The following is an 18,213-nucleotide window of genomic DNA, read 5'->3' as shown; positions in this document are numbered from 1 at the left end:
GGAGGTACTGCGGGAAACCCCTCCGGAACTTTGTGTCAGTTCCACGGTGGAACGGCCCGGCCAGGTTGTGGAGCCGGGGCAAACCTAACTTTTCTGCTCTCTGATGAACACAAACAGCAGTTTTGCCATGCCACAAGGTGCTTTGGGCGATATTGCCTTTACCACCTACCTCTACTACCGCGAAGCCCGCCATGTGGCGGCTACTCCCTCCGATTTTGCGGCCTGGCTGGCCACCCTCCCCGCTTCGCGGCGCGCCCACGCCGAATCCCGCGGGCTGGCCTCAGCCCGCTCGATTCCGGATTTCAAGCGGTTTTTGCTGGAACGGCGCGGCCATTCCCTCACTGATTTTTTGGCGGCGCGCCTGGCGCCCTCGGTACTGGCGTTTTGGCAAGCCCTGCCCGACGAAGACGAATAGCGCGGACCACCGCCCTGTTTTCAACTGATTTTCCGATTTTACTTACTGCTATTTCCGTGTCCTATTGCGGGGGCTTCGCTCGCCCTCCGCGTCATTTATCCTTCCGGCTGGCGGGGTGCTACCCGCAGCCGGAAGGGAATTATCATCAACGTGCACTATTTATAAGTCCTTTATCAACGGTAAAAGCCCGGTTCCAACGGATGGCACACTATCTACCCAGCTAGTGCCCCGGCTGGAGCCGGGCTTATTTGTGGCCAGGCCCCTCCCGCCTCCCAAACGGCGAAATCCACCGCGATAACTACGTAGCACCTGCATCTGTACTACTGAATTGGCTTTGGTGAAGTACGTATTTTCACTAGTACACCCTCGCTACCAACGCCATAGCACACGTATCAGGAAGAGTTCGGCGCTCTTCCTGAAACAGCCCCGGCATTGTCCATTCTTAAGCCCGCTGCAGCGCCATGATTCGAGTCTTTTTAGTCGATGACCACCCCATTGTGCGGGATGGCATTCGGTCGTTGCTGGAGCGTGAGCCGGCCTTGCAGGTGGTGGGCACGGCCGGCAATGGCCAGGAGCTGCTCGACCAGCTCCCCAACACGCCCACCGACCTCGTGATGATAGACATCAACATGCCCGTGCTGGACGGCTACGCCACCACCCTGCGCCTGCAGGAGGAATACCCCGAAATAAAAGTACTGGCCTTGTCCATGCTGGTGGAGGAACTCTACATTGGCCGCATGCTGGCGGCGGGCGCCAGCGGCTACCTGCTCAAAAGCACCGGCAAGGAAGAAATTATTCATGCCATCCGGATGGTGATGGACGGCAAGCTCTTTCTCTGTTCCGAGATTGGCCTGAGCATGCTGCGCAAAGTGCTGGACTGGAACGCCAGCGGCGGTACCCCGACCAGCGCGCCCAAAACCCAGCTGCTTTCGAAGCGCGAAATGGAAGTGCTGCAACTCATTGCCGAAGGCCTGACCAATGCGGAAATTGCCGACCAACTGTTCACGAGCAAGCGCACGGTGGAAACCCACCGCCAGAACATTCTGGAGAAGACCCAGGCCAAAAACACGGCGGCGCTGGTGAAAATCGCCCTATCGGACGGCTTGATTAAGTAGGAACACTGCTTATTCTGCCTTGCCATGCCGAACTCATCCAAGTCGTTGCTCACCCGGCAAGCACAGGAGCGCCTGCGCAACCGCGCTGCTCAGCTTGAAAAAGACCTGACGCCCGAACTGGTGGCCGGCGTGCCGCCCAATGTGCAGCACCTGGTACAAGAGCTACAAGTGCACCAGCTCGAGCTGCAAATGCAGTACGAAGAGCTGCAATCGGCCCACGCCGCCGTGCAGGCCGCCCGCGCCCAGTATGTTGAGCTCTATGATTTTGCGCCCGCCGCCCTCTTCACCCTGGAAGCCAAAGGCGGCGTTATTCGGCAGCTCAACGACCGCGCCAGCCGCATGCTGGGCACCACGGCCAAGCGCCTCACCGGGCGACGCTTCCTGCTGTTTGTGAGTCCGGAAAGCCGCGACAATTTCCTGGCCTTTCTGGATACCGTGCTGGCCACCCGGCAGCGGAAAACCATTGAGCTGAAGCTGCAAACCGAGGCGGGAATCGGCTTTGTGGCGCACCTCGAAGGTGTGGCCGGCACCACCACGGCCGGAGCCCCTGCCGCCCGGCTGGCCGTGGTGGACGTGACCCCCCTGAGCCAGGAAATGGAACGCCGGCAGCACAGCGAAGACCGCCTGCACCTGGCGCTGGCCGCCTCCAGCACCGGCGTCTGGGTATGGACGTTCGCCTCCAACGAGCTGGAGTGGGACGCACGCGCCCAGGCCTGCTTTGGGCGGCCCCACGACCCCAGCCCCACGTCCTTTGCAGTGCTGCAGGCCGCTGTGTACGCGGCCGATGTGGTGCCCATGCAGCGCGCCCTGCACGCCTCCATGCAGTACGGCCGCCCCCTCGACCTCGAGTTGCGGGCCCAGTGGCCCGACGGCTCGGTGCATTACCTGATGGCCAATGGCAAGGTGCAATACAACGCCCAGGGCCGGCCCGAATGCATGATTGGCCTGGTGCGCGACGTGTCGGACCGGCGCCGGGCCGAGGAAGACCTCAACTACCGCAACCGCCAGCTGCAGCACCTGGTCGATAACATGCCCGTCATGTTCGGGCGCTTGTCGGCCACCGGGGAGTACCTGGAGCTGGTGGGCGCGGGCCTGCGCCGGCTGGGCATTGCCGACAACGCGCTGGCGGGGTCGTCGGTTTTCGAGGTATTTCCCACCCTCACCGAGCCCGTACGGCGGGTGCTGGCGGGCGAATCCAGCACGTTTATGAACGTGGCCGACGTGGAAGGCCAGCGCGTGTACCTCCAGAACTATGGTTTTTTTGATGAGCAGCAGCAGCAAGGCGTCGTTTTCAGCATCGACGTAACCGAATCGGAGCGCATGAAAAAGCAGCTCTTTGAGGAACAGAAGTTCACCAAAAGCCTGCTCGACCACTACGTGGACGGCGTGGCCGCGTTTGACCACCGCGGCCACCTCACGGCTTGGAACCGCGCTTTTGAAGCCCTCACCGGCCTCCCCGAAGACGAGGCGCTGGGCCGCGACGTCTTCGCCTGCTTGCCCTTCGACCGCTCCTCGCTGCCCGGCCGCGTGGTCGAGCACGTGCTGGACGGCGCCCAGCGGCCGCGCTACCACCAGCCTTTTTCCTTGGATTTGCCCCCGCGTGATTTCGAGCTCACCGCCATTCCCCTGGCCAGTGCCGATGGGCTGGCCCACACCGGCGGCCTGCTCCTACTGCGCGACGTGACGGAGCGCAACCGCCTGCACGCCAGCGCAGCCCACTACAAAGCCCAGCAACAGCGCGACACCTTCCGCATGGTGCTCATGGCCCAGGAAGTGGAACGCAAACGCATTGCCGAGGCCCTGCACAACGGCGTGGGCCAGCTGCTCTACGCCACCAAGCTGCACTTGGAAAACAGCGCCACTCCCGGCAACGCCGAGTCGCTGACCCTGCTGGAGGAAGCCATCAAAGCTACCCGTAGCGTCTCGTTTGAGCTGACGCCGAGCGTATTAGAAGACTTCGGCTTGGCCGTGGCCCTGCAAAAGCTGGCCAAAAGCATTCCGGCCGAAAAGCTGCGCCTGCACTTGTACCTCAAAGGGCTGCAACACCCCCTGCCCAAGGTGCTGACGGTGGCCGTGTATCGCATGGTGCAGGAATTGCTGAACAACGTGATGAAACACGCCCGTGCCAACGAAGCCACCCTGCACGTGGCACTTGAGGACGACCAGATTCACATCAGCATGGAAGACGATGGCGGCGGCTTCGACGTGGCCAGCGCCATGAGCGCCGCCAAGGGCATCGGCCTCACCAGCCTTTACAACCGCGCCGCGCTGCTGGGCGGGCAGTTTGAGCTGCAGTCGCGGCGGGGCCGGGGCACTATTGCCACCATCACCCTGCCGGTTATTGAGGAGGAGCCCGAGGCGCAGCACGGGCCAGCAGCCAGACCATTGTAAGGCAATTCAGGTCGCTATTGAGCCCGGCAGCGCCGATAAGCAATGCGAAAGAACGGCCCGGCAGGCAACTGTGGTTAATGCCGTGCCAGCCTTGGCAATTGGCAACTGGCGGCCCGTCGGTGGAAGAAGGGTGGCTTGTGAAATTCGAGCCTTATCCTGTACCTTGCCTGCGGCCTTGGTTTCCCGCTCTTTTCGTTGTTTCACGCCAAAGAACAGCAGTGAGTTTACGTGATAAAACGGAGTCGGATTCCGGGTTTCAGTGGTTTGATTGTTTCCTTTTTCCTTCCTGCATGTCCCGAAAAAAGGTGCTTTTCCTCATTGGTTCGCCCAACCAAACCACGCAGATGCACCAGATTGCGCAGTTGCTCGAAGACGAGTTCGAACCTTATTTCAGCCAGCTGTACTACGACGGCTGGCAGCGGGGCTTCTACAAATTTCTGCTAAAAACCGGGGGATTAGACAAGACCATCGTGACCGGCGCCATCAAGGCCAAGGCCGATAAATACCTGGCCGACCACGGCCTGAACAACGATTTCGAAGCCCGGCAATTTGGCAACACCTACGACTTGGTGGTGTGCTGCTCCGACGTGATTGTGCCCTGGCCGCTGGTGCGCCGCACCAAAACCATTTTCGTGCAGGAAGGCATGACCGACCCGCTCAACTGGTGGGCCCGCCTTGTGCGCAAACTAAACTGGATGCCCATTCTAGCCATCGGCACGGCCCTAAATGGCTTGGCCAACTGCTGCGACATCTACTGCGTGGCCTCGGAAGGGTACAAAGCGCATTTTGCCCACGTCGGCGTCGACCGCGACAAGCTCATCGTGACCGGCATCCCCAACTTTGACGACGCCGAGAAGCTGCGCCACAACGACTTTCCGCACCGCGACTACGTGCTGGTGGCCACTTCCGACCTGCGCGAAACCTTTACCCCCGAAAACCGGCCCAAATTCATCCGTCAGTGCGTGCGCATTGCGGCGGGCCGGCCCCTGGTTTTCAAGCTGCACCCCAACGAGCAACGCGAGCGGGCGGTGGCCGAAATCAGGCAGCACGCGCCGCCCGGCACCCTGGTTTTCACCGACGGCAACACCGACCACATGATTGCCAATTGCGCCGAACTTATCACCCAGTACTCGACGGTGGTATACGTGGGCCTGGCGCTGGGCAAGCCGGTGCATTCCTATTTCGACGTGGAGGACCTCAAACGCAAGCAACCCTGGCAGAACGGCGGCACCTCGGCGCGGCGCATTGCCGCAATTTGCCGCAGCTTCAGCCGTTTTGCGGGCAGCGGCCCTGAATTCCTGCGTCAGTATCAACCCGCAGAATTTGTGCCTGCCTCGCCTGCCAACACCATGGCAGCGCAATGATGGCGAGTGCAGAGGTTGGAGATGAAGCGCGGCCTACTTTTAAAACCCTGTAATACCAATTACATACCGCCTAATACTAAATCAATTACAACCGCCAAACTACCATGTCGTTACCGCGAATTCTAACCGTAGTGCAGGCCCGCATGGGTTCCTCGCGGCTGCCTGGCAAGGTGCTGCTGCCGTTGGCGGGCCAACCGCTGCTGGTGCGCATGGTGGAGCGGGTGCAGCGCGCCCACCTGGCCGGTACCATAGTGGTGGCCACCACCACCGATGCCGCCGATGATGCCGTGGCCGCGTGCTGCGCTGCCCACGGGCTGGAATGCTTTCGCGGCAGTGCCCTGGACCTGCTCGACCGCCACTACCAGGCCGCCCGCCACTACGGCGCCGACGTGGTGCTGAAAATTCCCTCCGATTGCCCGCTCATCGACCCCGGGGTGATTGACGAGGTGGTGGGGTTTTACCTGCATTTCGCCGACCGCTACGATTTCGTGAGCAACCTGCATCCCGCTACTTTTCCGGATGGCAACGACGTGGAAGTGATGCCGTTTGAGGCCTTGGAAACTGCCTGGCGCGAGGCCCAACGCCCCCTGGAACGCGAGCACACCACTCCGTTTTTCTGGGAAAACCCCGGCCAGTTTCGGCTGGGAAACGTGGCGTGGGACTCCGGGAAGGACTTTTCGATGTCGCACCGCTGGACGATTGACTACCCCGAAGACTATAAGTTCATTTCCGCCGTTTACGAAGCGCTCTATCCCACTAATGCGGCCTTTGGTCTCGATGACATTCTTGCTCTCCTGGTTCGGCGGCCCGACATTGCCCAACTTAACGCACACCTGGCCGGCGTGAATTGGTACCGCAACCACCTCGCCGACTTGACCACCGTAGACGCCTCTCAAACCAAGCAACCGAGTCCTCCTTCTTTATGATTGAATCCAAACGCGACGAGCTGGCGGCCTTGGCCCTGCGGGTGCGCGAGCACATCGTGCGCCTGAGCACTGACGGCGGCTGCTTCACCGGCGCTTCCCTCTCCTGCGCCGACTTGCTGGTGTACCTCTACGCCGACTGCCTGAACGTGCGGCCCGACAACCTCACTGACCCCACCCGCGACTACCTTTTTCTGTCCAAGGGACACGACGTGCCGGCCCTTTACGGCACGTTTGTGGAGCTAGGCTTCTTGGATAAGGCGCGCTTGGCGCAGCACCTGAGCACCGATGACCACATTTACTGGCACCCCAACCGCCACGTGCCGGGCGTGGAATTCCACTCCGGCTCGCTGGGCCACCTGCCCAGTGTGGCGTTGGGCGTGGCGATGGACTGCCGCATGCGCGGCCAGGACAACAAGGTCATCGTCATCACCGGCGACGGCGAGCTGAACGAAGGCACCGTGTGGGAAGCCCTGCTCGTGGCCAGCGCCCACCAAGTCAATAACCTCACGCTGGTGGTTGACCGCAACCAGTTCCAGGCCAACGTGGCCACCGAAGACCTCATTCCGCTGGAACCGCTGGCGCCCAAGTTCGAAGCCTTTGGCTGCGAAGTGCGCCGCATCGACGGGCACGATTTCGCGCAGCTAGAAGACGCTTTTTCGGCCCTCCCCTTCTCCCAAACCAAGCCGTCGGTCATTATCTGCGACACGGTGCGCGGCCGCGGCCTGCCCAGCATCGAGGCGCGGGCCGACCGCTGGTTCTGTAACTTCTCGGCCGAGGAAGTAGAGGAATTGCTCCGCGAGCTGCACAGTCAGGAGGCGACTACGCTGACCAGTGAAACGCTGACGGTGCGGTAGCAGAACGAACGCAGAACGTCATGCTGAGCTTGTCGAAGCATCTCTACCGCAGTAGTAAATCTGATTACTTGCGCGGTAGAGATGCTTCGACAAGCTCAGCATGACGGTGTACGATTCTCAACGATTCAAATAGCATGACTTACGAAGAACTGATAAAAGAAACAGCCCTCGCCGATGACCGGCTGGTGGTGATGACGGCCGAAAACCGCGCCCTCATCCGCAACCTGCCCGCCGTGCTCGGCCCGCGCTTCATCGATACCGGCATCACGGAGCAAACCCTGATTGGGGCCGCGGCCGGGCTGGCCCTGCGCGGGCGCATTCCGGTGGTGCACGCGCTGGCCACCTTCCTCACGCTGCGGGCGTTCGAGTTTATCCGCACCGACGTGGGCATCGGCCAGCTGCCGGTGAAGCTGAGCGGCTTCGTGCCCGGTTTCCTTTCCGATGGCAACGGCCCCACCCACCAGGCCATCGAGGACGTGAGTTTGATGCGCGGCATCCCCGGCATGACCGTTTTTGCGCCCGCCGACGAAGCCGACATGCTGGCCATGCTGCCCGCCATCTGGGCCTCGCCTGCCCCGGCCTACGTTCGCATCAACACGCGGCCCGCCACCTACGAGCATGCTCCGTTTGAAATGGGCAAGGCCGAAATCGTGGCCGAAGGCACCGACGTCACCATTCTCACCTACGGCATGCTGTTCGAGCAAACGCTGGTGGCGCGCGAGTTGCTGCAGGCACAGGGCAAATCGGTGGGCCTCGTCAACCTGCGCAGCCTCAAGCCGATTGACGAGGCCGCGCTGCTCGACGTGGTGCGCCGCGGCTCGCTCATCGTCACGGTGGAGGACCATTTCATCACCGGCGGGCTCTATTCCATTCTGGCGGAGGTGTTGCTGCGCAATCAGCTCACGGCCCGGGTGCTGCCCTTGGCGCTGGAGGAACGGTGGTACCGGCCCGGCCGCCTGAGCGCCGTGCTGGAGCACGAGGGCTTCACCGGCCAGCACATTGCCCGCCGCATTGCGGAGGCGCTGGGCGAGGGCAACGCGAGTTTCGCCGCCCGGCCCATTCTGGAGAACCAGTTTGCCGAGTAAATAAATCGTCTGTCATGCTGACGAAGGAAGCATCTTATCACGGCTGCTTTCGTCAGAGTTACTTACCCATGCAACGAGGACGTGATAAGGTCCTTCGCTGCGCTCAGGATGACCAAATACCCATGCCCAACACCGTTTCCTTCAACGAGAATTACCCCGACATCACGAAGTCGGACGAACTCTACGCTCGAGCGCAGAAAATCATGACGCCCGTAACGCAGACCTTGGCTAAGGGCCCGGGCCAGTACACCAAGGGCGTATCGCCCAAGTATGTGAAGCGGGGTGCCGGCTCCCACATCTGGGACGTGGACGGCAACGAATTCATTGACTACCAAATGGGCATCGGTCCCATTTCGCTGGGGTACGCTTACCCCCGGGTCGACGACGCCATTCGGGCGCAGCTCCTGGACGGCATCACGTTCTCGATGATGCACGAGCTGGAAGTGCAGCTTTCTGAGTTGATTCACGAAATCATTCCCAACGCCGAGAGCATCCGCATCAGCAAGACGGGGGCCGATGTGTGTTCGGCGGCAGTGCGCGTGGCGCGCGCCTTCACGGGCCGCGGCAAGGTGCTGTGCTGCGGCTACCACGGCTGGCACGACTGGTACATCGGCACCACCAGCCGCGACAAGGGGGTTCCGCAGGAAATAAAGGAGCTGACCGCTGCTTTTGAGTATAATAACCTCGATTCGCTGAAAGCGCTGCTGGACGAAGACGTGGCCTGCGTGATTCTGGAGCCGTTCATTTTCGACGCGCCCAAAGACAATTTCCTGCACGAGGTGGCCGCGCTCTGCAAAGCCAACGGCACGCTGCTGATTTTTGATGAAATGTGGACCGGCTTCCGCATTGCGGTGGGCGGCGCGCAGGAGTATTTCGGTATTACCCCCGACCTGGCGGTGTATTCCAAAGCCTTCGCCAACGGCATGCCCATTGCGCTGCTCACCGGCCGCCGCGACGTGATGGAACTGTTCGAGCAGGATGTGTTCTTCTTTACCACCTTCGGCGGTGAGGCCTTGAGCATGGCTGCCGCCATGGTCACCATCGCCGAAATGCGCGAGCAAAACGTGCCCGCCCGCCTCGCCGAGCAAGGCAAGAAGCTAAAGGACGGCTACAACGAAATCGCCGCCGAGTTGGGCCTCACGCCTTATACCAAGTGCTACGGCTACGACTGCCGCACCATCGTCACGTTCGACGCTTCGGCTGGCAACCCCATGGAAATAAAGGCCTTTATGCAGCAGGAGTTATTCAAGCGTGGCATCCTGTGGGGCGGTTTTCACAACATGTGCTTCTCGCACACCGACGCCGATGTAGCCCACACGCTGGCGGCCTACCGCGACGTGCTGCCGCTGCTCAAAGAGGCCATTGAAGCCAAGGACATAGCCAGCCGCCTGCTGGGCGAGCCCGTGGAAGCCGTGTTCCGCAAGGTGACCAACGCTGCCCCGGTGAAAGCCAAGTAACGCGGTAACGCACCTGCTAACGCTAAGCATAAAGAACGTCATGCTGAGCGCAGTCGAAGCATCTCGCGTGCCACCACTAATTTTTACCAATTGAATTACTTGCGCAGTAGAGATGCTTCGACTCCGCTCAGCATGACGTTCAGATTTAGTTAAGAGAAAGTTCGAATAATAGGAAGTTCAAAGTCATGTCGGCATGACGACCCATACCTCACCATTCGTTAAAACACCTTGGTAAACCTCTTCGACCTTACCGACAAAACGGCCATCGTCACGGGGGCCTGCGGCCTCATTGGGCAGCAGCACTGCGCGGCCTTGGCTGCGGCCGGCGCCAACGTGGTGGTGGCCGACCTCAACTTTGCGGCCTGCGCGGCCGTGGCCGCCGACCTGCCCGGCGGCATGCACCTGCCGTTGGCGGTGAACGTCGTGAGCCGCGAGTCGCTGGAGGTGGCGCGCGATGAAATTCTGGCGCATTTCGGGCATATTGACGTGCTGGTGAACAACGCGGCCATCAACGACATGTTTGAGAACCCGGCGCTGGCTGCGGACTTATCGAAGTTCGAAAACTTCCCCCTCGACACCTGGCAAAAATCCCTGGAGGTGAACGTGACCGGCGTTTTTCTGGCGGCGCAGGTCTTCGGCACGCCCATGGCGGTGCAGGGCCACGGCAGCATCATCAACGTGGCCAGCACATACGGGCTGGTGGGGCCCGACCAGAGCATTTACGTGAATGCGCAGGGCGAGCAAACCTTCTTCAAATCGCCCTCTTACCCGGCCACCAAGGGCGCGGTTATCAGCTTCACGCGCTACCTGGCCGCGTATTGGGGCAAGCGCGGGGTGCGGGTGAACACGCTGTCGCCGGGCGGCGTCGAAAACAATCAGGATATTTTTTTTATTCAACAGTACAGCGCCAAGACGCCGCTGGGCCGCATGGCTGCGGCCACGGATTATCAAGGGGCTGTGGTGTTTCTGGCCTCAGATGCTTCCGCTTACATGACCGGGGCCAATTTGGTGATTGACGGTGGCTGGACGGCTATTTGATTCTCTCACTGCTTCAGGCAATCCCATTATTTCATAACTATTTCATAAACTTACTTCTAGACGACAATCCCCTACTTTCAACAATTCTATCGTTACCTGCTCATCTATACCTCTGCGACTATGGAAACTGCCCAGTTAACTGCTAAAGCCCGGCACATCAAGCTCGTGCTCACCGACTCCGATGGCGTGCTCACCGATAACGGCGTCTATTACTCGGCCCAAGGTGAAGAAATGAAACAGTTCTCCATCCGCGACGGCATGGGCGTAGAGCGCCTGCGCAACCACGGCATTACCACGGGCATCGTCACGGGAGAAACCTCCCCTTCGGTGGTGAAGCGAGCCCACAAGCTGCGCATCACGGAGCTGCACTTGGGCGCCAACAACAAAGCGCAGCTGCTACCCGACATTCTGACCCGCTTCCAATTGGAGGCGCACGAGGTAGCCTTCATTGGCGACGACACCAACGACGTGGAAATCATGGGCTTGGTGGGGCTGGCCGCCTGCCCCGCCGATGCCACTGATTTTGCCCGCCACGTGGCCCACTACCACTGCACCACCCCCGGCGGCCACGGCTGCTTCCGGGAGTTGGCCGAGTTCATCATCGCCAGCCAAAACCCCGATTATTCGGGCCGACAACGCGTCTTTCTGGAGCGGCAGCTGCTACGCAGCCTCTCCTAACCGCTTCCCTAGTCCCTCGCTTTCATCCTTTCCCGAACGCCTTACCCCCCGCTATGCACGCTGTCGAAATCGGAAAAGACCGGTTCATTGGACCCGGTCACCCCACCTACATCATCGCCGAGATTGGCATCAACCACAACGGCTCGGTGGAGTTGGCCAAGCAACTCATTGCCGAAGCCGCGCGGGCGGGCTGCGACGCCGTGAAGTTTCAGAAGCGCACACCGGAGCTGTGCGTGCCCAAAGACCAATGGGAAAAACAGCGCGACACGCCCTGGGGCCGCATGAGCTACATCGACTACAAGCGCCGCACCGAGTTCGGAGTGGACGAGTACACGGCCATTGACGACTACTGCCGGGCGCTGGGCATCGCGTGGTTTGCCTCTTGTTGGGACGAGCCTTCGGTGGATTTCATCGAGCAGTTTCAGCCGGTGCTGTATAAAATGGCGTCTGCCTCGCTCACCGACCGGCCCCTGCTGGACCGGGTGCGCAACACCGGTCGCCCCCTCATGCTGAGCACCGGCATGTCGACCCTCAACGAAATCACGCAGGCCGTGGAATGGGTGGGATATGACAAGTTGCTCATCGCGCATTCAACCTCGGCCTACCCCTGCCCGCCGCAGGAGTTGAACCTGCGCATGGTGCCGGCCCTGCAGGCCCTGTTTCCGGCCACGCCCATTGGCTACTCCGGACACGAAACCGGCCTGGCCACCACCGTGGCAGCCGTGGCCCTGGGCGCCTGCTTCGTGGAGCGCCACTTCACCCTCGACCGCGCCATGTGGGGCTCCGACCACGCCGCCTCGGTGGAACCCGGCGGCATGGCCAAGATGGTGCGCGACATTCGCGACGTGGAAGCGGCCTTCGGCGACGGCGTTAAACGGGTTTACGACAGCGAGTTGGAACCCCGTCGCCGCCTACGGCGCGAGCTGACGCCGAACAACGAATAAACGGTTTGGTTGTTTTCACGGCTGTCATCCTGCGCCCAGCGAAGGACCTCCTCATGTCTGAACGTTGTCGTATCACAAACGGCGCGAGCGTGATAAGGTCCTTCGCTGGGCGCAGGATGACAGACGTAATTACTTGCTCCATTTTCACCAACCCATGCAACACGTCGAACTCATCACCACGGCCATACTGCTGGGCTGGGTGGCCGTGGTAATTATGCTGGAGCGGTTTTTTCCGTACCGCAAGGGGCTGCCCTTTTTTCGCGAAGGTTTCTGGACCGACTTGGTGCTCTACACCTTCGTGCAAAGCTTCCTGCTGAAAATCATCATCTTCGACTATCTCATCCTGCCGCTCGACCAGCGTTTTGAGTTCTCGAAGCTGCACCTCGTCACCGGTTGGCCGGTGTGGGTGCAGGTGTTGTTTTTCCTGATAACGCACGACTTCTACATCTACTGGTTTCACCGCTGGCAGCACCACAACCCGGTGCTGTGGCGCACCCACGAAGCCCACCATTCCGGCAAGCAGGTGGACTGGCTGGCGGGCTCCCGCTCGCACGCCGTTGAGATTCTCATCAACCAAACCATTGAGTTTGCGCCCATCATTTTGCTGGGAGCCGACCCGGTAGTGGTGCCCATTAAGGCGTTGATTGATGCCGTGTGGGGCATCTACATTCACGCTAATATTGACGTGCGCTCGGGCCGGCTGCAGTACTTTTTCAACGGCCCCGAAATGCATTTGTGGCACCACGCCGACCACAAGGAAGTGTTCCACGCCAACTTCTCCACCAAGTTTGCTTTCTGGGACTGGCTGTTTGGCACCGCCTATTTGCCGGGCCATAAGCCCCTGAAATGGGGCTTGTATTACGATTTTCCCAAGGATTATTTCCTGCAGCACGTCTTCTCCGTGAAGCGCTTCGATGAGCGGGGGCTGCGCCGGCGCTACCCCGCGCTGCGGCGCTACCTGCTGGCGCTCCCGCTGCTGGGGCGGCGCGTGCGTAGCTTTGTTAAGCCCCGCCGCGCGGCCGCCCCGCCGGTGCCCGCCGCCGCCAATTCGTCCAAAGCAGCGGTTTGATTCGCACGGTTTTCTTTTTTGCTCTGCTCTATGCCTTGGCTTTATTTATTCGTGGCCTCCATGCTGGAAGTGTGCTGGACGTATAGCTTGAAAGCATTGAACATGCAGGAAATCAAGCAAGTAAACTGGCTTCATTCCTTCACCCAGCAGCCGGCCGGCCTAACGCCGGTGGTGCCGCTGCTGGCCTACATCGGGTTTGGGCTGGGCAACGTCATTTTCTTATCGCTGGCCATGCGCCACATCCCCACCGCTACCGCCTACGCCGCGTGGATGGCGCTGGCCGTAGTGGGACTGAAGGTGGTCGATACCTTCGTACTCAAGCAGCCCTTCACCCTGCAACACTTGCTGTTTACCAGCTTGATTATCATCGGGGTAATCGGCCTGAAGCGCCTGCCTTAACGCGCGGCGGGCCAAGTTGGCAATGGCTCCATGCCTGTGCTGCTGAGCGCAGCCGAAGCGGCGCAACTGCTGCGTTGACTCAAGTGGATGGCTGCGTTGGCACACACTGATTTCCAGGAGAGGGCAAAGCCAAGCGCACAAAAAAGCCGGCAACTGGGTAGTTGCCGGCTTTTTTGATGACCCTGCGCTCGGTTACTTATTCAATATCAAGCGCTGGGTCTGCGTGGTCCGGTCGGTGGTCAGGCGCACGAGGTACACCCCGGCCGAAAGGTTGTCGCGCGAGAGCTGGAAGCGGTACGCCGTGCCCGCTTCGGCCAGGCCCGCTGCTACCTTGCTCACCACCCGGCCGCTCACATCCAGTACCTGCACGGTGTAGTGCTCCGAATTGGCAAGAGTGAACTCGATGGAAGCTTTATCCGTGAAGGGGTTTGGGAAGATGCTCATCCGGCTAGTGGCCTGGGCTGCTGCGCCGGGCTCATCAATCAGCGTCGCGCTAGCCGACGTAGTGGCCGATGTGCCACCCAAGGGGCAACCGGCGTTGTTCAGCTTGTCCAGATAGGTAGCCATGAAGCCTGGAGCAGTGCCACCAGCTAGGTAAGCCGCGTTGACTTTCTGAATAACCTGGGCCTTGCTGAGCGGATAGTTTACCCGGTTGCTCACCGTGGCGCTGTTTCTGCTGCAAGCATTGAGCACTGCGGCTACCGACTGGCGAGCAAGGTTATAAACCCCGCCACCACCTAGGTTAAGGGCTTGCAGGAGCGTAAGCTTCTCAATCGAATAAGGAATGCCATCGGCATCGGAATCAGGATTCGAAGCATTATACGTTTCTACGGTACCGTTGCCAAATACGGCTCCATACTTAGTAGCGTAGGTACCTGTAGAAATATAGCAGCTCCAGCGGTTGGTGTGGTTCTTCCAGTAGCCCAGAGTGCAGCCTTGGTAGGGGTTACAGGAATTCACCGTAATGCTGGTGGTACCGCTGTTGGCGCAGGTGTAATTAGTGGTGGGCACTGAGTAGGTGAGCGCGAAGGTGCCCACGCCGGCCGTGCCGGGGTTAAATCGGTAAATTCCGCTCACCAGGCTCACGCCCGTTCCGCTCCAGGTGCCACCCGCGGGCGAGCCCGTTAAGGTGATGGCCGCGTCGCTCAGGCACAGCGGGCCGTAGCTACCGGTAGTAACAGTGGCCAGTGGCCTCACCTTAATGCTGGTGGTGCCGCTGTTGGCGCAGGTGTAGTTCGCCCCAGGCACCGCATAGGTAAGGACAAAGGTGCCCACCGTACTGGGAGTGAATTGGTAAGCGCCGTTCACCAGGCTGACGCCCGTTCCGCTCCAAGTGCCACCCGCGGGGTTGCCGCCCAACGTAATCGGGGCACCGCCCACACACAGCGGCCCGTAGGTGCCGGGAGTTACGGTGGCCAAGGACCTTACTTTAATGGTGGTGGTGGCACTGTTGGCGCAGGTGTAGCTCCCTGCAGGTACCGAGTAAGTGAGCGTGAAGGTGCCAGCGGTAGTTGGATTGAACTGGTAGACCCCGCTCACCAGGCTCACGCCCGTTCCGCTCCAAGTGCCGCCTGCGGGGCTGCCGCCCAAGGTAATCGGAGCACCTCCCACGCACAACGGTCCGTAGGTGCCAGTCGAGACAGTAGCTAGCGGTTTCACCTTAACCGTGGTGGTGCCGCTGTTGGCGCAGGCTGAGTTGGTGGCTGCTACCGTGTAGGTGAGCGTGTGCGTGCCGGCGCCCGCCGTGGCCGGCGAGAACGTGTACACGCCACCCGATTCGCTCACGCCCGGGCCGCTCCAGGTGCCGCCCGCCGCCAAAGTAACCGACGCCGCATTGATGCAGAAGGGGCCGTAGCTGGGCGGATTGGCTGTAGCCAGCGGCAAAACCGTCACGGATGTGCTCGCGCTATTGGCGCAGGCCGAATTGGTAGTCGGCACGGAATAGGTGAGCGTATGCGTGCCGGCACCTGCCGTGCTCGGAGTAAATTTGTAAACCCCGCTCACCAGGCTCACCCCGGGGCCGCTCCAGGTACCGCCCGCGGGACTACCGTTTAGTGTGACTGCCGCCGCCGTAATGCAGTAGGGCCCATAGCTGCCGGTGGTGACGGTGGCGACGGGCTTAACAAGGATGGAAGTCGTGTTGCTGTTGGCGCAGGTGGTGCTGGTAGCGGGCACCGCATAGGTAAGGACAAAAGTGCCCGCCGTGCTGGGAGTAAATAGATAAGCGCCGTTCACCAGGCTGACGCCCGTGCCAGTCCAGGTGCCGCCCGCGGGGCTGCCGCCCAGGGTGACGGCCGCGTCGCCCACGCAGTACGGCCCGTAGCTGCCGGGCGTAACGGTGGGGGTGGTTTTGGGTGCTGCCGTGCCCGAGCCAGCCAAGCTGGGGCAGCCGTTCACGGTCTGTACCACGGTGTAGGCACCCGCCGAGTTAACCGTGATGGAAGGCGTGGTGGCGCCCGTGCTCCACAGCAACGTGCCCGTGACCCCGGTCGCCGTCAGCGTAGAGGTGCCGTTGCAGTTGTTAACCACCGTCACACCCGGCGTGGGCACGGGGGCCCTCACGGGAATCACATCAGCCGTGCCGCATTTAGGAGCAATTTTGGAGGGGTCCAGCGGGCATTGTCTGGCTTCGCCATCGGAAGCATCCGTCCAAGCCAGAAACACATTTTCGATATTTATGGCATCGCCGCAGACGTAGGTAATAGAAGGTAGCGTTACTCCGTTTTGTCCGGTCGTAAACGAGGTTATCTGCATGGGAGGCACCGGCCCAACGCAACCCGTTATGTCCGATTCAGTAGTCGTTCCGTTTGCATGGGTAATCACCAAGGTGCCAAAAAAAGCAAACGAGGTCCGTTCCGACCCCGTTTTGTTATTGATAGCAATTGTGAGCGGGGCCGTTATGGGGTCGTCGTTGGTAGGGTCGCAAGTCGAACACCCCGCTCCGCCAATGGAGGCGGAAACAATTTCCAGGTCCTTCGAGGTACAGCGGTCCGGGTCAGGCAAATCGAATGAGGACTGCGCCATTGTTTGCCCGGCAAACAGCAGCGCGGTAATGACGACTATCAGAAAGCGCAGCCAACTGCTAGGCCCCATTATTCCTCTGGACTGGCCGCCGCTTCGTTCTGCGATAATTGCTCCTAGGGGATAACTACTCTCGGCAGGGGTACCGGAAGGCCGGGCCTGCAAAAAGCCTGGTGAGTGAAATGTAAGTTTCATATTCAATAGCGGAAAGAATGTTTGGGGTTAAAACCAGCGTTCGAAACGGACCACCAAGGGGCGGTAGACGGAGGCGTGCGACGTAGCTGCCGCCGTTGTAGTGCCTAACTCACAGGGCAAAAAAGCCCCGTTCCACAGCCGAAGGCCATGGAAAAACCCAAAACCGAATTTGAATGGGGCCTCTCTACGAATAGCTTTAATTGGTAGTAAAGGACGCGAACAGCACGACGCGTATTCCGGCTACGCCGGGGCCAAGACTGGCAGTTCTATCAGGTAATCCGCCCTTAAATTGGGCAACGAGAATAGCAATTGTTAACAGCTCAGCTTTTATAAATTTTCGAGTACAAAAGAGCGTAGAACGTCTTTTGACAATAGTCTAATGTAGCTCTTTTATTCTCTTTTTGCAATACTTTTTCAATATTTTTTTTAATTATTTTATTAATACATCTCGTCCTTCCCTTAAAGGATGTGGATGATTGGTTCTGCTTAAATAGCAATCCGCTACGAACTGTTGGGGCTAATACCAGGAGTATACTAGTTCCGATTTTATAGTTATCTAAGTCGTATTTTAAAATTTATTCAGTTGTATATCAAAGCACAAAAACCATCACATCCTGCTAACAAAGCTCATCCTGCAAATTTCAACCATTTCACAATCAACGCATAATACAAACTTCACAGTATTTTAACCCAATGCAACTACCAGCCCAGCAATGAAGGCGTTATACCTCGTGGCCCTGTTGCCCCCCGAACCCGTATTTTCCGAAACCTGGGCCTTGAAGCAAGAGGTGCACCAGCTCTCCGGCAGCCGCAATGCGGTGCGCCTGCCGCCGCACATCACCCTCATTCCGCCTCTGCAACAGAACGATGATTTTGAGGCCCGCTGCACGGCATCACTGGCGGCGTTCGGGGCCACTCAGCGGCCGGTACGGCTTGCATTGGACGGATTTGCATGGTTTGGAAACCGCACGCTGTTTGTGCGAGTGAGCGAAGCTGACGCGGTAACAGCCTGCCATGCCGCGCTAAGGCAGTGGTGTGCCACGCACTTGCCGGAAATCCCTCCCGAAAGCCGCCCGTTTACCCCTCATCTTACCCTGGCCACCCGCGACCTCCCGCCCGCCCTAGTGCCGGAGCTGCGCCAGCTATTCGCGAGCCGGGCCTACACGGCAGCGTGCACGGTACCGCACCTCACCCTATTCCGGCACGACGGCCAGCGGTGGCAAGCTAGAGCAACCATAGAGTTAGGCGGGAAATAAGGGCAA

The 18,213-nt window shown here is 60.0% G+C and carries 15 protein-coding genes; 14 read left to right on the top strand and 1 reads right to left on the bottom strand.

All coding sequences use genetic code 11. The features are described 5' to 3' along the window. Window positions 1–103: 103 nt before the first annotated feature. The 13 genes from I2I05_RS09880 to I2I05_RS09820 all read left to right on the top strand — a co-directional run bounded on the left by I2I05_RS09880 (window position 104) and on the right by I2I05_RS09820 (window position 13,735). On the top strand, window positions 104–415 hold the full coding sequence (locus tag I2I05_RS09880; RefSeq protein WP_196282090.1) for a hypothetical protein: 312 nt from the start codon (window positions 104–106) through the stop codon (window positions 413–415). A gap of 461 nt (window positions 416–876) precedes the next feature. Next, complete coding sequence (locus I2I05_RS09875) at window positions 877–1,530, top strand: response regulator (RefSeq protein ID WP_196282089.1); 654 nt, start codon at window positions 877–879, stop codon at window positions 1,528–1,530. Window positions 1,531–1,554: 24 nt separating this feature from the next. Further along, entirely contained in the window at window positions 1,555–3,921 is a 2,367-nt protein-coding gene (locus I2I05_RS09870) for a PAS domain S-box protein (protein ID WP_196282088.1), read from the top strand. 290 nt (window positions 3,922–4,211) lie between these two features. Then, window positions 4,212–5,285: a glycosyltransferase family protein gene (locus tag I2I05_RS09865; RefSeq protein ID WP_196282087.1), complete on the top strand. Its 1,074-nt coding sequence runs from the start codon at window positions 4,212–4,214 to the stop codon at window positions 5,283–5,285. A 104-nt stretch (window positions 5,286–5,389) separates the two neighbouring features. Continuing rightward, the gene (locus I2I05_RS09860; protein WP_196282086.1) at window positions 5,390–6,211 is read left to right on the top strand and encodes a cytidylyltransferase domain-containing protein; all 822 of its coding nucleotides are present in this window, start codon (window positions 5,390–5,392) and stop codon (window positions 6,209–6,211) included. Next, window positions 6,208–7,065 carry a transketolase gene (locus I2I05_RS09855; RefSeq protein ID WP_196282085.1) on the top strand — a complete coding sequence of 286 codons (858 nt, stop codon included), beginning with the start codon at window positions 6,208–6,210 and terminating at the stop codon, window positions 7,063–7,065. The genes I2I05_RS09860 and I2I05_RS09855 overlap by 4 nt, the downstream gene beginning before the upstream one ends. A gap of 134 nt (window positions 7,066–7,199) precedes the next feature. Further along, window positions 7,200–8,150 carry a transketolase family protein gene (locus I2I05_RS09850; protein ID WP_196282084.1) on the top strand — a complete coding sequence of 317 codons (951 nt, stop codon included), beginning with the start codon at window positions 7,200–7,202 and terminating at the stop codon, window positions 8,148–8,150. Window positions 8,151–8,272: 122 nt separating this feature from the next. After that, window positions 8,273–9,607, top strand: coding sequence for an aminotransferase class III-fold pyridoxal phosphate-dependent enzyme (locus I2I05_RS09845; RefSeq protein ID WP_196282083.1), 1,335 nt, complete (start codon window positions 8,273–8,275; stop codon window positions 9,605–9,607). 228 nt (window positions 9,608–9,835) lie between these two features. After that, window positions 9,836–10,645 (top strand): SDR family oxidoreductase, encoded by an 810-nt coding sequence (locus tag I2I05_RS09840; RefSeq protein ID WP_196282082.1) that lies wholly within the window; start codon window positions 9,836–9,838, stop codon window positions 10,643–10,645. A 120-nt stretch (window positions 10,646–10,765) separates the two neighbouring features. After that, window positions 10,766–11,323 carry a KdsC family phosphatase gene (locus I2I05_RS09835; RefSeq protein ID WP_196282081.1) on the top strand — a complete coding sequence of 186 codons (558 nt, stop codon included), beginning with the start codon at window positions 10,766–10,768 and terminating at the stop codon, window positions 11,321–11,323. A gap of 53 nt (window positions 11,324–11,376) precedes the next feature. After that, window positions 11,377–12,267 carry an N-acetylneuraminate synthase family protein gene (locus tag I2I05_RS09830; RefSeq protein ID WP_196282080.1) on the top strand — a complete coding sequence of 297 codons (891 nt, stop codon included), beginning with the start codon at window positions 11,377–11,379 and terminating at the stop codon, window positions 12,265–12,267. Between the two features lie 154 nt (window positions 12,268–12,421). Further along, window positions 12,422–13,336: a sterol desaturase family protein gene (locus I2I05_RS09825; RefSeq protein WP_196282079.1), complete on the top strand. Its 915-nt coding sequence runs from the start codon at window positions 12,422–12,424 to the stop codon at window positions 13,334–13,336. 30 nt (window positions 13,337–13,366) lie between these two features. Beyond that, entirely contained in the window at window positions 13,367–13,735 is a 369-nt protein-coding gene (locus I2I05_RS09820; RefSeq protein ID WP_196282078.1) for a DMT family transporter, read from the top strand. Window positions 13,736–13,927: 192 nt separating this feature from the next. On the opposite strand, the gene I2I05_RS09815 is transcribed toward I2I05_RS09820, so the two are convergent. Then, entirely contained in the window at window positions 13,928–16,759 is a 2,832-nt protein-coding gene (locus tag I2I05_RS09815) for a T9SS type A sorting domain-containing protein (protein ID WP_196282077.1), read from the bottom strand. A gap of 905 nt (window positions 16,760–17,664) precedes the next feature. Between I2I05_RS09815 and I2I05_RS09810 the strand changes: the two genes are divergently transcribed. After that, a complete protein-coding gene (locus I2I05_RS09810) occupies window positions 17,665–18,207 on the top strand; it encodes a 2'-5' RNA ligase family protein (RefSeq protein ID WP_196282076.1) in 543 nt (180 codons plus the stop codon). Window positions 18,208–18,213 lie beyond the last annotated feature (6 nt).

This window comes from Hymenobacter jeongseonensis (assembly GCF_015694725.1).
In the GTDB taxonomy this organism is placed as follows: domain Bacteria; phylum Bacteroidota; class Bacteroidia; order Cytophagales; family Hymenobacteraceae; genus Hymenobacter; species Hymenobacter jeongseonensis.
Note: the sequence above shows the minus strand (reverse complement) of the source record. Positions and strands in the feature narration are given on the sequence as shown.